At 38.9% G+C, this 16,834-nt stretch carries 16 protein-coding genes; 12 read left to right on the forward strand and 4 right to left on the reverse strand.

Annotated elements, in window-relative coordinates; all coding sequences use genetic code 11:
* Positions 1-23: 23 nt before the first annotated feature.
* The 5 genes from ACIQXJ_RS04935 (at position 24) to ACIQXJ_RS04955 (ending at position 6,736) form a co-directional block, all read left to right on the forward strand.
* Complete coding sequence (locus tag ACIQXJ_RS04935; RefSeq protein ID WP_483869682.1) at positions 24-1,727, forward strand: methylmalonyl-CoA mutase family protein; 1,704 nt, start codon at positions 24-26, stop codon at positions 1,725-1,727.
* Positions 1,724-3,877, forward strand: coding sequence for a methylmalonyl-CoA mutase (gene scpA / locus ACIQXJ_RS04940; protein WP_403050316.1), 2,154 nt, complete (start codon positions 1,724-1,726; stop codon positions 3,875-3,877). The genes ACIQXJ_RS04935 and scpA overlap by 4 nt, the downstream gene beginning before the upstream one ends.
* Positions 3,877-4,974 (forward strand): methylmalonyl Co-A mutase-associated GTPase MeaB, encoded by a 1,098-nt coding sequence (gene meaB, locus ACIQXJ_RS04945; RefSeq protein ID WP_403050319.1) that lies wholly within the window; start codon positions 3,877-3,879, stop codon positions 4,972-4,974. Before scpA ends, meaB begins: the two co-directional genes overlap by 1 nt.
* Positions 4,975-5,094: 120 nt before the next feature.
* On the forward strand, positions 5,095-5,535 hold the full coding sequence (locus tag ACIQXJ_RS04950) for a BrxA/BrxB family bacilliredoxin (protein WP_340823892.1): 441 nt from the start codon (positions 5,095-5,097) through the stop codon (positions 5,533-5,535).
* A gap of 223 nt (positions 5,536-5,758) precedes the next feature.
* Positions 5,759-6,736, forward strand: a complete 978-nt coding sequence (locus tag ACIQXJ_RS04955) for an aromatic acid exporter family protein (RefSeq protein WP_403050322.1) — start codon at positions 5,759-5,761, stop codon at positions 6,734-6,736.
* Between the two features lie 20 nt (positions 6,737-6,756).
* Here ACIQXJ_RS04955 and prli42 read toward each other — a convergent pair whose 3' ends face one another.
* Complete coding sequence (prli42, locus tag ACIQXJ_RS04960; protein WP_340823895.1) at positions 6,757-6,852, reverse strand: stressosome-associated protein Prli42; 96 nt, start codon at positions 6,850-6,852, stop codon at positions 6,757-6,759.
* Positions 6,853-6,977: 125 nt separating this feature from the next.
* On the opposite strand from prli42, the gene mce reads away from it, so the two are divergent.
* The 5 genes from mce (at position 6,978) to ACIQXJ_RS04985 (ending at position 11,843) form a co-directional block, all read left to right on the forward strand.
* On the forward strand, positions 6,978-7,391 hold the full coding sequence (mce, locus tag ACIQXJ_RS04965; RefSeq protein WP_340823896.1) for a methylmalonyl-CoA epimerase: 414 nt from the start codon (positions 6,978-6,980) through the stop codon (positions 7,389-7,391).
* Positions 7,392-7,396: 5 nt separating this feature from the next.
* The gene (locus ACIQXJ_RS04970) at positions 7,397-8,944 is read left to right on the forward strand and encodes an acyl-CoA carboxylase subunit beta (protein ID WP_401010241.1); all 1,548 of its coding nucleotides are present in this window, start codon (positions 7,397-7,399) and stop codon (positions 8,942-8,944) included.
* A 146-nt stretch (positions 8,945-9,090) separates the two neighbouring features.
* On the forward strand, positions 9,091-10,044 hold the full coding sequence (locus ACIQXJ_RS04975; RefSeq protein WP_403050325.1) for a hypothetical protein: 954 nt from the start codon (positions 9,091-9,093) through the stop codon (positions 10,042-10,044).
* 169 nt (positions 10,045-10,213) lie between these two features.
* Positions 10,214-11,335, forward strand: coding sequence for a M20/M25/M40 family metallo-hydrolase (locus ACIQXJ_RS04980; RefSeq protein ID WP_403050328.1), 1,122 nt, complete (start codon positions 10,214-10,216; stop codon positions 11,333-11,335).
* A gap of 19 nt (positions 11,336-11,354) precedes the next feature.
* On the forward strand, positions 11,355-11,843 hold the full coding sequence (locus tag ACIQXJ_RS04985) for a chemotaxis protein CheW (protein WP_403050331.1): 489 nt from the start codon (positions 11,355-11,357) through the stop codon (positions 11,841-11,843).
* Between the two features lie 80 nt (positions 11,844-11,923).
* Here the strand turns inward: ACIQXJ_RS04985 and nspC are convergent, their stop codons facing one another.
* From nspC to ACIQXJ_RS05000, 3 genes are all read right to left on the reverse strand, one after another.
* Positions 11,924-13,063 carry a carboxynorspermidine decarboxylase gene (gene nspC, locus ACIQXJ_RS04990; RefSeq protein ID WP_401010233.1) on the reverse strand — a complete coding sequence of 380 codons (1,140 nt, stop codon included), beginning with the start codon at positions 13,061-13,063 and terminating at the stop codon, positions 11,924-11,926.
* Positions 13,060-14,289 (reverse strand): saccharopine dehydrogenase family protein, encoded by a 1,230-nt coding sequence (locus ACIQXJ_RS04995; RefSeq protein WP_403050334.1) that lies wholly within the window; start codon positions 14,287-14,289, stop codon positions 13,060-13,062. Before ACIQXJ_RS04995 ends, nspC begins: the two co-directional genes overlap by 4 nt.
* Before the next feature lie 323 nt (positions 14,290-14,612).
* Entirely contained in the window at positions 14,613-14,801 is a 189-nt protein-coding gene (locus ACIQXJ_RS05000) for a hypothetical protein (protein WP_401010229.1), read from the reverse strand.
* Between the two features lie 353 nt (positions 14,802-15,154).
* Here ACIQXJ_RS05000 and ACIQXJ_RS05005 point away from each other — a divergent pair, with 353 nt between their 5' ends.
* The gene (locus tag ACIQXJ_RS05005) at positions 15,155-15,895 is read left to right on the forward strand and encodes a tetratricopeptide repeat protein (RefSeq protein ID WP_403050337.1); all 741 of its coding nucleotides are present in this window, start codon (positions 15,155-15,157) and stop codon (positions 15,893-15,895) included.
* Between the two features lie 184 nt (positions 15,896-16,079).
* Positions 16,080-16,712 (forward strand): LysE family transporter, encoded by a 633-nt coding sequence (locus ACIQXJ_RS05010; RefSeq protein WP_403050340.1) that lies wholly within the window; start codon positions 16,080-16,082, stop codon positions 16,710-16,712.
* The last annotated feature ends 122 nt before the right edge of the window (positions 16,713-16,834 follow it).

The raw sequence follows: 16,834 nt of genomic DNA on the forward strand, positions 1-16,834 counted from the left end.
GGGGAAGCTGATTAAGCGTCCGCATGTCAAACAACATGAAAAATATTGAATTTGAAAAGCCGTCCTATTCAGAATGGCAAGATGCAGCAATCAAAGCTTTAAAGGGAAAACCATTCGAGTCTCTTTTAACGAAAACAAATGAGGGTGTTACGTTAGAACCTCTTTACACGCAAGAAAGTTTAGTAGCAAAACTAGGAGATGAGCTAGATAAACAAGTTGCCACAATCCGTTCCCTACAAAATAGCGAAGTATTTCGTGTGGCACAGCAAGTGTATGCAGATACAAGTGAAGCATTCTTCGCACAGCTTGATGATAGCTTAGCCCGTGGTAATGAGGTAGTAACAGTTGATGGTCGTATAAACTTTGAATGGACTGAAGAAATATTGGCACAATTAGCTACTTATTTCTCTGAATATTCGTTTAAAATGACGGTAAAAAATGAGAATGACCCATTATTGGCAGTATTCGACAACATCCCGACTGAACAGCGTGAAGATGTAAACGGCTTCATTCTTTCTAACAAACCAATCAAGCTTGTAGGATTGCCAAATGTACGCACTTTAAGTGCAGACACAGTCGTTTTCCATAATGAAGGTGCCAATGCTGTGCAAGAATTAGCATACGCACTTGCTATTGCAGCAAAATATGCAGAACAAGAAGAAAGCTTTGAAGCTTTTGCACAAAAATTTTATGTTTCATTTGCCATTGATACGCAATTCTTCACAGAAATCGCTAAACTGCGTGCTTTTAAAGTACTTTGGAAAGCGTTCTCATCAGCTTATGGTGTGAAAGAAAATGTGAAAATTCCAACGCTTGCCGAAACTTCACTTCGAAGCTTCTCTAAATTGGACGTTTACGTAAATTTACTTCGCGCTGCAAATGAAGCGCTTTCTGGATTAATTGGCGGAGCGGATGTCTTTACAGTTCACCCACATGATGCATTAACGAAACCGACAGAGCAATCTGTTCGTATTGCTCGCAATGTATCTTTAGTGTTAAAAGAAGAAACAAATGTGTTAAAAATAACAGATCCCGCTGGTGGTTCATACTTTATTGAATCATTAACAGCAGATTTCGTAAAAGAAGCTTGGGCATTGTTTTTAGAAATTGAGGCTGCTGGTGGTTTTGACGCTTATACTGCATCAGGTAAATTAGCTGAAGAGTTAGAAGTATCTTACCAAGCGCGCATTAAAGCTGCACAAACACGCAAACAATCGGTTATTGGTACAAACATTTATGCAAATCCTGCAGATGTACTTGATAGCGAAACAAACCCACTATTTGCAAATATTAAGCGAATTACTATACCTTTCGAGCAACTGCGCTCACAAATGACTGCAGCCAATGTGAGAACTGGCATCCTAGCATTAGGTTCACTAAAAAGCTCAAAACCTCGGGCTGATTTTGTATCTGGTTTCTTAAACACTGTTGGTCTTGTACCAGAAAAAAGCGAACCAGCTGTATCAGCTGAGGAAGCGCTTGCTTGGTTAAAAGCAACAGACGCAAAATATGTTGTCATCGCCGGTAATGATGATGCTACAAAAGAAATGATTCCAGCGATTTTAGCTGAGAAACCAGCACACGTTATTGTCGACGTTGCAGGTAAATTTAAAGACGAAGAAGAAGCTTGGTTAGCAAATGGCTTAAACGGCTTTATTTTCGCAGGACAGAACATCATTGAAAAATTAAATTCGGTGTTCGCTAGCATGAAGGAGGTCCAACGATGAGCAAGCCAAATTTTAGTGCGATTGAAATCGAAAAAGTATTAACTTCTGAAGCTCCTGCTGCTTCAGATGAAAAATTCCTGACAAATGAAGGTATTGAAATTAAAGATATATATACAAAAGATGATATTAAAGATGTAAAACACTTAGATGATGTTGCCGGTATTGCACCAAATACACGTGGACCATACCCTACTATGTATGTAGCTCGTCCTTGGACAGTTCGTCAGTATGCAGGATTCTCCACTGCTGAAGAATCTAATGCGTTTTACAAACGTAACCTTGCAATGGGTCAAAAAGGTCTTTCAGTAGCATTTGACTTAGCAACGCACCGTGGCTATGATTCTGATCACCCACGCGTAACAGGTGATGTTGGTAAAGCAGGGGTAGCAATTGACTCAGTAGAAGATATGAAAATTTTATTTGATCAAATTCCTTTAGATCAAATGTCTGTGTCAATGACGATGAATGGTGCCGTACTACCGGTACTTGCGTTCTATATCGTTGCCGCTGAAGAACAAGGAGTAACACCAGAACAGCTTGCTGGGACAATCCAAAATGATATTTTAAAAGAATACATGGTACGTAACACTTATATTTATCCACCCGCAATGTCGATGAAAATTATTGCAGACATCTTTGAATTTACGGCTAAATTCATGCCGAAATTTAACTCTATTTCTATCTCGGGCTACCATATTCAAGAAGCGGGTGCTACAAATGACATTGAGCTTGCTTATACATTAGCAGACGGTCTTGAATATGTTCGTACTGGTTTAAAAGCTGGTATTGATATCGATGCCTTTGCACCACGCTTATCATTCTTCTGGGCTATCGGTATGAACTATTATATGGAAGTTGCGAAAATGCGTGCTGCTCGTCGTATTTGGGCACAAATGATGTCTACGTTCAATCCGAAAAACCCAAAGACATTGGCATTACGTACACACTCTCAAACATCTGGATGGTCTTTAACAGAGCAAGATCCATTCAATAATGTGACGCGTACATTAATCGAGGCGAATGCTTCATCTATGGGTCATACGCAATCACTTCATACGAACGCACTGGACGAAGCAATTGCATTACCAACAGACTTCTCTGCACGTATTGCACGTAATACGCAACTATTCCTACAAGAAGAAACGGCTATGACAAAAGTGATTGACCCTTGGGGTGGCTCGTATTATGTTGAGAAATTAACAGATGAAATCACAAAATCTGCATGGGCGTTAATCGAAGAAATTGAAGAGCTTGGTGGTATGGCAAAAGCAATTGAAACGGGTCTTCCAAAAATGAAGGTTGAAGAAGCTGCGGCTAAACGTCAAGCGAAAATCGACTCTAAAACTGAAACTATTGTAGGCGTGAACAAATACCGTCTAGAAAAAGAAGAACCTATCGACATTCTTGACATTGACAACACACTTGTTCGTCAAAAACAAATTGAACGTTTAGATGCGATGAAAGCGTCTCGTGACGAGGCAGAAGTTCAAAAACATCTTGCTCGCTTAACGAAAGCCGCACAAGATGGAGAAGAAAACTTACTTGCAGTAGCGGTAGATGCTGCTCGTGCTCGTGCATCACTTGGCGAAATCTCTGATGCAATCGAGGTAGTATCAGGTCGTCATAAAGCAATCATTCGCTCAATCTCAGGTGTCTATTCTGCAAACTTCTCTGATGAAGAGCAAATTACAGAAGTAAAAAATATGACAGACGAGTTTCTTGAAAATGAAGGTCGTCGCCCACGTATTTTAGTAGCGAAAATGGGGCAAGACGGGCATGATCGTGGTGCTAAAGTAATTGCAACAGGTTACGCTGACTTAGGCTTCGATGTAGATATTTCTCCACTATTCATGACACCAGAAGAAACAGCGCAAATGGCAGTTGAAAATGACGTACATTGTATCGGCGTATCGTCACTAGCAGCAGGGCACAAAACATTAGTGCCAGCGTTAGTTTCTGAACTGACAAAGTTAGGTCGTGAAGATATTATCATTATTGTTGGCGGCGTTATTCCGGCACAAGATTATGAATTCCTTTATGAAGCAGGGGCAGTAGCAATCTTTGGTCCTGGGACAGTTATACCTGTTTCAGCAATTAAGATTATTGAGGAAATTTATAAACGTTTAGGTTACGAGGAAGTGTCTAAATAATGGACAAAAACAAAGAGATGCAGGAAAGTGCTCTATTTGTCATGGACGGCGTGGAGGCATCTCACGATGGTATGCAATATGGCGTACCAAAAAAATTCCGAAAGAAAAAAGCTGACAAACTTGATATACAGGAGCTTGCACGAAATGTCCGTGCGGGCTCACGTGTACAACTGTCAAAAGCAATTACGCTCATTGAAAGCTCAAATATGACACATAAAGTACAGGCTCAAGAGCTATTACAGGAGCTTTTACCGCATACAGGCAACAGCGTCCGTATTGGTATTACGGGAGTACCAGGGGCAGGGAAAAGCTCTTTCATTGAAGCTTTCGGAACGATGTTATGTGAGATGGGTAAAAAAGTAGCAGTCCTTGCAATAGACCCGAGTTCTTCTTTATCAGGGGGTAGCATTTTAGGTGATAAAACACGCATGGAAGAACTAGTGAAAAAGCCTAATGCGTTCGTTCGCCCATCACCGTCTGCTGGTACCCTGGGGGGTGTTCATAAAAAGACGCGTGAAACGATGCTTGTCTGTGAAGCAGCAGGGTATGATGTGATTTTAATTGAGACTGTTGGTGTTGGGCAAAGTGAAACGTATGTCCGAGGTATGGTTGATTTCTTCTTATTGCTAGTGTTAACAGGTGCAGGTGATGAACTTCAAGGCATGAAAAAGGGCATTATGGAATTAGCAGATGCAATTGTTGTGCATAAGGCTGATGGTGATAATGTGCGACTAGCGAAAAAAACAGTATCCGAATACAAGCAAATTTTGCATTTCCTTCAACCTGCAACACCAGGATGGATGTCTACTGCTATGCCAGTTAGTTCGTGGGAAAAAAAGGGACTAGACAAAGTATGGAATACGATCGGTGACTTTAGACGAACTGTGGAAGCGAATAATTACTGGTCCATCCGCCGTCAAAATCAAACGAAAGATTGGTTCCAATCAATGATTACAGATCATCTAATTGATGCATTTTATGGGGATCCAAACCGTAAAGAACAGGTGCAGTTACTAGAGCGTCAAATTCTTAATGGGCAATTGACGGTAACGCAAGGTGTAGATCGTTTATTTAGCGATGAGCAAGAACAAAAATAATGTACACTTTTATATGAGCATGTAGGTGCACAAAACTCTCACTTACTGCTATGATAGGAGATGTATGAGCGCTATCTAAAGCATAAAGACAAGCGCGAAATTGAAAGGAGCTATCGCTTTATGAATATGGATTACGATTTATTTATGCAAGAAATTTTAAAAACAGCACGTGCAGAAATTGAGGCTGCAGGCTATGAGCAATTACGCACACCAGAAGCTGTTGAAGAGGCGTTTGCTCGTCCAGGTATAACATTAGTGATGGTAAATTCAGTATGTGGCTGTGCGGGAGGCATTGCTCGACCAGCAGCAGCCCAATGTGTGCATTATGATAAACGACCAGATCATTTAGTTACTGTATTTGCAGGTCAAGATAAAGAAGCAACAGCAGCTGCTCGTTATCACTTCGGTGAAGACCACTTACCATCTTCTCCATCATTTGTACTTTTAAAAGATGGACAAGTAGTAGCTGAAGTTGGTCGTTATGAAATTGAAGGCCATGATCCAATGTCAGTAGTGACAAACTTACAAGCAAATTTTGAAGAATATTGTGAAGAGCTTTAATATTTTTCAATAATCTCCATACCTATGCATGGTGAGATTAATAATAGGGTTTAGCTTTTATTCATTTGGCTAGAGTGACATGTGCACTTTAGTCAAATCCTTTTGGAATTTTTGTAATATTGGCTAAATGAATGTCTTGCTGACTAAAAATTTTTACTAGATAAGATAAGCTTCAAATGAATAATTATTCGTTTTGAAAGTTGCAGGATGGGAGGCAGTCGACTTGAAGAAATTTTCAATCGGCTATCGTACATTAAAAACAGCAATCGGGGCAGCTATTGCCATTGCGATTGCGCAGTATTTTGAATTGGCTTCTTATGCTTCAGCTGGTATTCTAACGATCCTATGTGTGCAGCCAACAAAGAAAAAATCACTTCATGCTGCTTATACCCGCTTTGTCGCAAGCATAGTTGGTATGCTGTATGCATTTTTGAGCTTTGAGCTATTTTCTTATCATCCGCTCACTTTGGCAGGAATGCTTGTATTGTTTATACCGACTATTGTGTCGTTAAAGGTAGCAGATGGCTTTGTATCAAGTGCGGTCATTATTATGCATATATACGCTGCTAAGGGCTTTTCGTTAGCACTTGTTTATAATGAGTTTGCTTTGATGGCTATCGGTTATGGTACTGGAATAGCGATAAATATGTATATGCCGGACATTCAAAAGGAATTAAATTACTATAGAGTTAAAATAGAGGAACTATACAGAAAGATTTTTTTAGAAATAGCCAGCTATTTAAGACAAGGCGATACATTATGGGATGGGCAGGAAATTATTCAAGCTATCAAAACGTTGAATGATGCCAAATCATTAGCTTTTAAAGATGTTGAAAATCATTTTACCCGAAGACAAAATGATTACTATGTATATTTTGATATGCGTGAACAACAGCTTGAAATAATTGAACGAGTACTCCCAAAAATAACTGCACTACCTGTTATAGTACAAGAGGCTGAAATCGTTGCGGACTTCCTACAAGATCTTGGAGAGCATGTCCATTCAGGAAATACTGCAGGTCATTTTAGGGAGAAATTAGAGCTAGCAAAGAGAGATTTTGCCGAATTACCGTTACCGACAAATCATCAAGAGTTTATTGCTCAGGCTGCGCTCTATCAATTCATTGAAGAAATGGATCGTTATTTAGAGATAAAGCAATCATTCAAGGGTTTAAAGGTAAAAGGAAAGCGCCCACAGTAGTGTGGACGCTTCGCACTTTCTTAAACTAGCATTGATAAACCAAATGCAAGAGATGAGATTATCATAATTGCAATCATAGTATAAACAACGATTTTCTGAAATTTTTTATTACTCATATGCTCGTTCGCTCCTTCTTTTCTTATAAATAGTTTAGCAAATCTGAAAAATTTCTCAAGTAGTAGAGTTTTGACAAAAAAATCTGTAAAATAGGGTATGTACCATAACAGAAGGAGATGTCACCATGGAGAAAGTAGACCATATTGGGATTGCAGTGCGCGATCTTGATGAACGCATTACATATTATACAGAAACTTTAGGTTTAAAGTTACTGAAAGTGGAAGAGGTTGAATCTCAGCAAGTTCGTGTTGCATTTATCGACGCTGGTAACGTGAAACTTGAATTACTAGAACCGATGAGCGAAAAAAGTACTATTCACGGATTCATCGAAAAGCGTGGCGAAGGTATTCACCATGTTGCTTTCGGTGTAACAGGAATTCGTGAGCGTATGGCAGAACTTCGTGAAAAAGGTGTGCGCCTTTTATCAGAAGAGCCAGGACCAGGTGCTGGTGGTGCAGAGGTTGCTTTCTTGCATCCTAAATCATCTTTCGGTGTGCTATATGAATTATGTGATAAAAGTGGAAAAGGGGAAAAGTGATTAGTATGGATATGTTCGATAAAATTAATGACTTATATGATCGTAAGACGGTTATTGAGCTTGGCGGTGGCTATGAACGCATCGAAAAGCAACATGAAAAAGGTAAGCTAACTGCTCGTGAGCGTATTGAATTATTACTAGACGAAGGTACGTTTTTCGAAATTAACCCATTCATTACACACCGTACAGTAGATTTCGGTATGGACAAAATGGAAGGCCCTGGCGACGGCGTAGTAACGGGTTTTGGTAAAATTAACGGACGTCCAGTTTACTTATTCTCTCAAGATTTCACTGTATTTGGTGGAGCACTTGGTGAAATGCACGCTAAAAAAATGGCGACAGTAATGGATCTTGCTGCTAAAAATGGCACACCGTTCATCGGCATTAACGATTCAGGCGGTGCACGTATTCAAGAGGGTGTACTTTCTCTAGATGGTTACGGACATATCTTCTACCGTAATGCGATTTACTCTGGTGTTATTCCACAAATCTCAGTAATTATGGGACCTTGTGCAGGTGGAGCAGTTTATTCTCCAGCTATCACAGACTTTATTCTAATGGTTGATAAAACATCTCAAATGTTCATTACTGGACCAAAAGTTATTGAAACAGTAACAGGCGAAAAAATCTCTGCTGAAGACCTTGGTGGCTCTAAAGTGAATAATGCAGTAAGTGGTAACGCTCACTTCCGTGCGCCATCAGAAGAAGCAGCCATTGATCAAATTAAACAATTATTAAGTTACTTACCACAAAACAATAAAGAAAAAGCACCTCGTCAGTCACGTCCTGAAGGTGATGATTACCGTCCAGAAATCGTGGATACTGTTCCAATCGAAACAACTCGCCCATACGATGTGCGTAAAGTAGTGGAACAAGTAGTAGACGAAGGTTCGTTCATGGAAGTTCACTCTGAATTTGCGAAAAATGTAGTAGTAGGTTTTGCGCGTATTGCAGGTGAATCAGTAGGGCTTGTATGTAACCAACCTAAAGTATTAGCTGGTGGACTTGATATCGATTCTTCTGATAAGGCAGCCCGCTTCATCCGTACTTGTGATGCGTACAATGTACCAATTATCACATTCGAAGATGTTTCTGGATTCTTCCCAGGCGTAAAACAAGAGCACGGTGGAATTATTCGTCATGGTGCGAAAATCCTTTATGCATATTCAGAAGCAACTGTACCAAAAATCACAGTAATTTTACGTAAAGCATATGGTGGTGCCTACGTTGCACTTAATTCTAAATCAATTGGCGCTGACCTAGTATTCTCTTGGCCAAATGCTGAGATTGCTGTAATGGGTGCAGCGGGTGCTGCTAATATCATCTTCGCACGTGAAATTGCGAAGTCAGAAGATCCAGAAGCAACGCGTGCTGCGAAAATTGAAGAGTACAAAGAGAAGTTTGCCAATCCTTACGTGGCAGCATCTCGTGGTATGGTGGATGATGTTATCGATCCACGCGATACACGTATTAAACTTATCCAAGCTTTAGATATGCTGTCAAACAAACACGAAACGCGTCCAGAGAAAAAACACGGAAACATTCCGCTATAATAATGGACAAACCCAGTAGCCATTTGGTTGCTGGGTTTTATTATGCAAGACACAATGCTAGTCAAAAAAAGAAATTTATAAAATGGCAGATAATTGAAACATTTCTTTCGCTCAACCGTACAAATATAAAAGGGGAGTTGAGATGAATGGAATGGCAACAATTACAGACTGAGCAGGAAAAACTTCAAGGACAGCTGAGAAATGCTAAGCGATTAAGAGAACAAAGGTTTTTAATTGAAGGGCAAATCGAGCATGCACAGCAGGAAATTAACAAGCATTCTACGGAACACAATCAAATTCGTATGAAACTTGATAAACTAGAGGGCTTTTCGTTTATGAATATGATACGTACATGGACAGGGCAACAAGATGAGCTACGTGCAGAGAAAGTCGATAAAGCAGCCATTCTGGAATTGAAAATCAAGGAAGCAAAAAAAATGCTGACAGATTTAACAACTGATTTTGAGCAGGTTAATCAAAAGCTTAAGCAAATTAATGAAAAGCAACTGCAAGAAGCATTAGACATACTACATATAAAAAAGAAAAGCTATCTCCAAATACATGAACCCGAAGTTGCGCAGAAAATAGAACAACTTGCAAATGAAGAGCTTATAACGAAACAGTTGATTTCTGAAATAAAAGAAGCGGAGGATGCGGGTGACATTGCGCTGACTAAACTTGGGCAGGCAGCTGCATCTCTGCACTCAGCGAGTGGATATTCGACATGGGATACGTTTTTTGGTGGTGGTCTTATCGCCACACATTTAAAGCATGATGCGCTTGATAAAACCGAAAGCTACCTTCATAATGCACAAATTGCTTTGCAACGATTTCATAATGAATTACTTGATGTACAGGATATGTCTACTAAATCTTTGCAAGTTGAAACAGATGGCTTCGTAAAATTTGCAGATTATTTCTTTGATGATATTTTTTCGGCTTGGTCAGTCCATTCAAAAATTTCTACAGCAAGAGAACAAGTATCACGTGTACAGGATGATGTACATAATACAATTAGACGTTTGCAGGAAAAACATAATAGAGCACTTGAATATTTGGAAGTATTACAAACTGAAAAGAAAGTAATTTTACAATTATAAAAAGCCTGTGGAAAGAGTTACTCATACTCTTTTCACAGGCTTTTAGTGATTTTTAATACAAATTAAAGAAGTTACTACTAGCGCATTATTCCAACTCTTCAGTCAATGTGCTACACTAATACATATATTATGACGTGGAAAAACACGTAAATCAAGGGAGTTTTACAACATGACAAGTCGTTTAGTAGAAGAGTTTTTTGAGCTCGTACAAATCGATTCAGAGACAAAACACGAACAGCTTATTGCACCAGTTCTAATTGAAAAATTATCAGCACTTGGTTTTTCTGTAGTGCAAGATGATGCACATACTCGTAATGGTCACGGTGCTGGAAATATTATCGCGACATTAAAAGGTTCTTTAGATATAGAGCCAATCTATTTCACTTCCCATATGGATACGGTTGTACCAGGAAAAGGTATTAAACCTTCTCTTCGTGAGGATGGCTATATCGTTTCAGACGGCACAACGATTTTAGGTGCTGACGATAAAGCGGGTCTAGCAGCTATGTTTGAAATGGCAAAACGTTTAAACGAGCAACAAATTGAACATGGTGATATCCAGTTCATCATTACAGCAGGCGAAGAGAGTGGTCTAGTAGGAGCGAAAGAATTGGATCCTACTGCTATTATCGCAAAATACGGCTTTGCAGTTGACAGTGATGGCAAAGTTGGTGGAATCGTGACAGCAGCGCCATTCCAAGCGAAAATTTTTACGAAAATTATCGGTAAAACTGCGCATGCAGGTGTTGCTCCTGAGAAAGGGGTATCCGCTATTACTGTTGCTTCAAAATGTATTGCACAAATGAAGCTTGGGCGATTGGATGAAGAAACAACAGCGAATATTGGCCGCTTTGAAGGTGGGCAAGCTACAAACATCGTGTGCGATGAAGTGAATATTTTAGCAGAAGCACGTTCAATTGATAAGACGAAGCTAGATGCCCAAACAAAGCATATGCAGGATACGTTTGAGCAAGTTGCAGCTTCAATGGGTGCACGTGCTGAAGTAGAAGTAAAACTCATGTATCCAGGCTTCCGTGTAACAGAGTCAGATAAAGTCGTGCAGGTAGCTATGGCGGCAGCGCGTAATATTGACAGAACACCTCAATTAGGTATCTCTGGTGGTGGGTCTGATGCTAATATTATTGCAGGTTTTGGTATCCCTACGGTTAACCTATCAGTAGGGTATGAAGATATTCATACAACAAATGAAAAGATTCCTGTAGAAGAATTAGAAAAACTGGCAGATTTGCTAGTTGAAATCGTTAAAGAAACAACTAAACACGAGCGCTAAAATTGAAGGAAGTGACCTCATGGAAAGTGTAAAGGCAGTAGTATTTGCATGTGGTACAGAGGAATATGCTGTACCGGTGGAGCAAGCAATATCCATTGAAAAATTAGAGCAAGTAACCCCGATTCCGCATTTACCAAACTATTTACTAGGTTTTACTAGAAATCGAGGAGAACTTATTCCAGTATTAGATTTTGAACGTATTCTCTATAACCGTACGTCAAATGCACCGACAGCACGTGTTATTGTGCTAAATACAGATGTAGTGAACTACGGGTTGCTCGTGACAGAAGCTAGAGAAATTCTCGATTTAGATGAATCTGTTTTAAAGCAAATGGGTCTTGTTAATTATTCAAAAACACGTTATTTTACAGCTGTGGCGAATTTAGAAAATCGTATGATTACTTATGTAGACCCAAAAATACTCGTAAATTCCTTAGAGGGCATTCGAGAAATTATCAATTATTTACACAAAATGCTTGAAAATGAAAAAGAGAACGTACAAGCCTAAGTAATATACGACGAAAGGCAGTAAGATTTCTTTAAAAAACCCCCTCCAACTAACAATGTTGGAGGGGGTTTTCATTTGGATTAAGAAAGTCGACCACTGTAGTCTTCAAACTTAAATTCACGAATTACTTTAATGCCTTCTTCATCGTTATAAGAAACGATAGATGGCAGGTTTACACCGTTAAACATATGATTTTTTACCATTGAGTAATGAGCCATATCAGTGAAAACAAGGCGATCTCCTGGTTTTAAGGGTTCCTCAAATGAGTAATCACCGATAACATCACCAGCAAGGCATGTAAGCCCGCCTAAGCGATACGTGTGTGCTAGCTCATTTGCTTGTCCTGAACCGATAATCATTGGACGGTAGGGCATTTCAAGCACGTCTGGCATATGACAAGTTGCAGAAGTGTCCAAAATAGCTAAGTCCATCCCGTTTTTCTGAATATCTAGAACCGTTGCTACTAGATAACCTGTATTTAGTGCCACAGCTTCACCAGGCTCTAAATAAACAAGGAGATTGTATTTATCTTGAATATAATTAATGATATTCACTAGTTTTTCAACATCATAATCTTCACGAGTGATATGGTGACCACCGCCGAAGTTTAGCCATTTCATTTGGTGTAAAACATCACCAAATTTTTCTTCGACAACTTCAATGATGCGCTCTAATGTATCAGAGTTTTGCTCACACATCGCATGGAAGTGTAAGCCATCAATACCGTCAAGTTGAGATTTGTCGAAGTTAGCTAATGTTGTACCAAGACGAGAGTTAGTATAGCAAGGATCGTAAAGTGCTGTTTCAATTTCAGAGTATTCAGGATTTACGCGAATACCACATTCAATTGTTTTACCAGCAGCTTTTACCTTGTCTTTGTACTGAGCCCATTGGTTGAAAGAGTTAAAGACGATGTGATCCACATAGCCAAGAAGCTCGTCCATTTCATGCTCTACGTAAGCAGGTGCATAAACGTGAACTTCTTTCCCCATTTTTTCATAACCAAGACGCGCTTCAAATAGAGAGCTTGATGTAATACCAGCTAAGTATTCACCAACTAAAGGGAATGTTGAATGCATCGAAAACCCTTTCAGTGCAAGTAAAATACGGCAGCCAGTACGATCTTGTATCGACTTTAAAAGCTCAAGATTTTTTGTTAATAGTCGTTCATCCACTACATATGAAGGTGATGGAACTTTTGTGAAATCAATTGGTTTCATCGGCTATGTTCCTTCGCATCTATCTCAAGGTCAAGTAATTCAGGATTATGGCTTTCTTGCCATGGAAGACCCCATTTATTTAAAGCATCCATGTATGGATCTGGATCGAATTCTTCTACGTTCCAAACGCCAGGCTTTTGCCATTGTCCGTTCATTACAAGCATTGCACCGATCATTGCAGGTACGCCTGTAGTGTAAGAAATCGCTTGTGAACCAACTTCGTTATAGCATTCTTCGTGATCACATACGTTATACACGTAGTAAGTTTTTTCCTTGCCATCTTTTAAACCACGGATAATACAGCCGATATTTGTTTTACCTTTTGTACGTGGCCCTAGTGATGCTGGGTCTGGTAATACTGCTTTAAGGAAGTGGATTGGCTGAATCATTTGTCCTTCGAATTCGATTGGTTCAATTGATGTCATGCCTACATTTTCTAATACTTTTAAGTGTGTTAAGTATTTTTCAGAGAATGTCATCCAGAATCGAATTTGCTTTAGACCTTTAATGTTTTTTGCAATTGATTCTAATTCTTCATGATACAGCAGGTAAATATCTTTTGGTCCAATTTCAGGTAAGTTGTATACTTCTTTTTTCTCAAGTGGTGCTGTTTCAATCCACTCGCCATCTTTCCAGTAACGACCATTCGCTGTAATTTCACGAATGTTGATTTCTGGATTAAAGTTTGTTGCGAAATGATAACCGTGGTCACCAGCGTTGGCATCTACGATATCGATATAGTGGATTTCGTCGAATTCATGTTTTTGAGCATGCGCAGTGAAAACGCCTGTTACGCCTGGATCAAATCCACTACCAAGAAGCGCAGTTAAGCCAGCTTTTTCAAACTTTTCTTTATAAGCCCATTGCCATTTATATTCAAATTTTGCCGTTTCAGGTGGCTCGTAGTTTGCAGTATCCACATAGTGCACACCTGTCGCTAAGCAAGCATCCATAATCGTTATGTCTTGATAAGGTAACGCTACGTTAATAACAACATCTGGTCCGAAGCTTTTAATAAGCTCGATTAATTCCTCAGTATTGTCAGCGTCTACCTGTGCAGTATGAATCTTTGTTTTTCCGCCGTCTAGTTTTTCTTTTAGAGCGTCACATTTTGAAACAGTTCTGCTTGCGATACAAATTTCCTCAAATACGTCCGAATTCTGAACACACTTGTGTACCACAACACTGGCTACTCCGCCAGCTCCTATAATCAATGCTTTACCCAATTGTCTACCCCCAAGTTCATATAAAGTATTGTCAAACAAGCTGATTATACAGAAAATTGATATACTACTCAATCATTGTTTTTAAATTTCTACAAAAAAATTTTTTTTTCTACATTTATTAGGCACACTCAGGGGGGAATACCTAAAATTGTGTGAGTGACTGGCACTGAAGTTCACAGCGCTTTCCCCAAGAAAGTTTTAAGCCAAAACGCTCACTACGCATGGCTTGATACATCTTACGTTATGTGGGTTCTCGCAAGGTCTTAGTGGATTATTACTTGGATATTTATAAATTGTTTGAGAATTGTGTGAGTGACTGGCACTTAAACTTGACGCTCTACGTCCCCCCATAAATAAAAAATAATAATCAGTAGCGTACTTAATAATCCCATCACGAGGCCATAGGTGCTGAAGGCCACTTGTACTTGACTTTGCAATGCATAAATGAAAATAGCTCCTAGTATAAGTAAATTGCCCATTATTAGTAATAACAGATGAAAACGTCGATTCATAGCAAGCCCTCCTAAAATGAAATTTACTAGCCCCAAAGATGAAGAAATTTTACTTCAATTATCTCATAATTCAGAAAAATATCCAAATAATAACTATTATTATGATGAAAAACTAGAAATTAAAATTAAGACTATCGTATTTACTCCCAAACTAGCCAATTTTCTAAATTTTTGCTTCAATCATTAGACTGTCGTAAACTGAATGTTTTCGAGAAGTAACAATAGGGTGACATTATGTATATTAAAAAAATGAGTTATTCATGCATGGGTTTTCATGATAATTACTGTTTTTCTCTCTAAAGATGGTAAACTACCTATAAGACTTTTCTTTTGGTGAAGGTGAGGATTATATAGTGATAAAACAATTTAATGAACAGTTACAACAAGTAAATGAATTATTTGTAAGTGGTCAAGTAAAAGAAAGCTATAATTTGGCTAAAGCATTATTAGTGGATGAATCATTTGAAGCAGATGCTTCGTTTCCAACTATTCAACAGCATGTGGCACTTTTAGAGGCAAACGGATATGCCAATATGCCAATCCCAAATGCTGATAAAGTGAAGCAAAGTGTCGAACGCGTAGATGGATCGTATCCTGAGCGTGATGTACTCGCCGCATATATAGGAAGTCAGGACGATGAGCAATTTGGCAAAGTAGTTGATGAACTATTAGCCGGGTCTATTGAAGCACAGGCGAATGCATACTATACAATGGCTGAATTTTATGTACTCGCAGAAGATCCTGATAAAGCAATGGTGCAATATGCGGAGGCTATTAAACTACAGCCTAATCTAGCACTTTACTGGGGAGCATTTGCACAATTTATTAACCGTCTAGAAGCGAGCCCATATTTGGCACTTCGTCTCATTGAAGAGGCGATTCAGCTAGATAGTATGAATCCTCGTTGGTACTATATACAAGGGAATATCTTCTTCCAGCTAGTGGCATCTACAAAAAATTTAAGTTACATACCTGCATTGGAGGAAGCTTGGCAAAAGGCGAAAAAACGTTGCTCTGCTAAGCAAGTTGAGTTAAAGGTGGAAATTGCTAAGTCTGAGGATCTACTAACTCAATGGAAGAAACAGATGTTGTAAGTAGGAAATAATTCTATATCATAAGCGACACCTCAATTTCTATGCATATTTATAAATTGTTTGGGTGACTGGCACTTAGTAATGAATAAATATAAAAAAATAAACTATTTCTGTATTTTTATGCTAGAATATTTATATAAACGGACGTAAGAAGCTTATTTTATAGCATGAAAGAAGTGTTTGTTTGAGTTTATATGTTGCGTATGTATTAGTTGGACTTGCTATTGCAATGCCTGTAGGAGCCATTACTGTTGAAATGACAAAGCAGGGTTTAAAAAATGGCTTTATACATGGATGGGCAGTAGGGCTTGGTGGTATGACGGTTGATGTAGTATTAGTTTTTGCCCTTTATATGGGATTAGCTACTATATTAGCCATGCCGATAATTCAACTACCAATGTGGATTATTGGAGCCGGTTTTTTATTTTTACTTGGGCTAGATTCTATTAAAAACGCCGACAAGGATATTACGCTTGCGGGTGAAAAGGTGACAAAATCATTTTTCGCATCGTATCGAAATGGGCTGCTAGTGGCCATTTCGCCAGGAAACCTCGTTTTTTGGGTAAATGTATTTGGTGTAGTTCTAGCAAAATCGTATGATCAAGGTGAATCGGCAAGCTTCCTAGTAATCGCTGCTGGAATACTGAGTGGTATTTTACTGCACGACATAGGTTTAATGACAATTGTTTCGGTTACACGTAAGGCGATGAGTCGTAAGATGATTAAAACACTTACAATGATATCAGGAGTCTTATTAATTGGTTTCGCAGGTTATTTCATTTATGAGTTTATTCAAGGAATTAAAATGTATAGATAAAAGATAAGCATCGACAAAAGGCATTGAGAAGGGGGCTTCTCAATGCCTTTTATGTTGCAACAAAACACTATCTTAAGCTTAAAAAAGACTATAAACGATTCGTCTATAGTCTTTGAAACTGT

The organism is Lysinibacillus sp. NPDC097868, from assembly GCF_044761135.1.
Classification (GTDB): Bacteria; Bacillota; Bacilli; order Bacillales_A; family Planococcaceae; genus Lysinibacillus.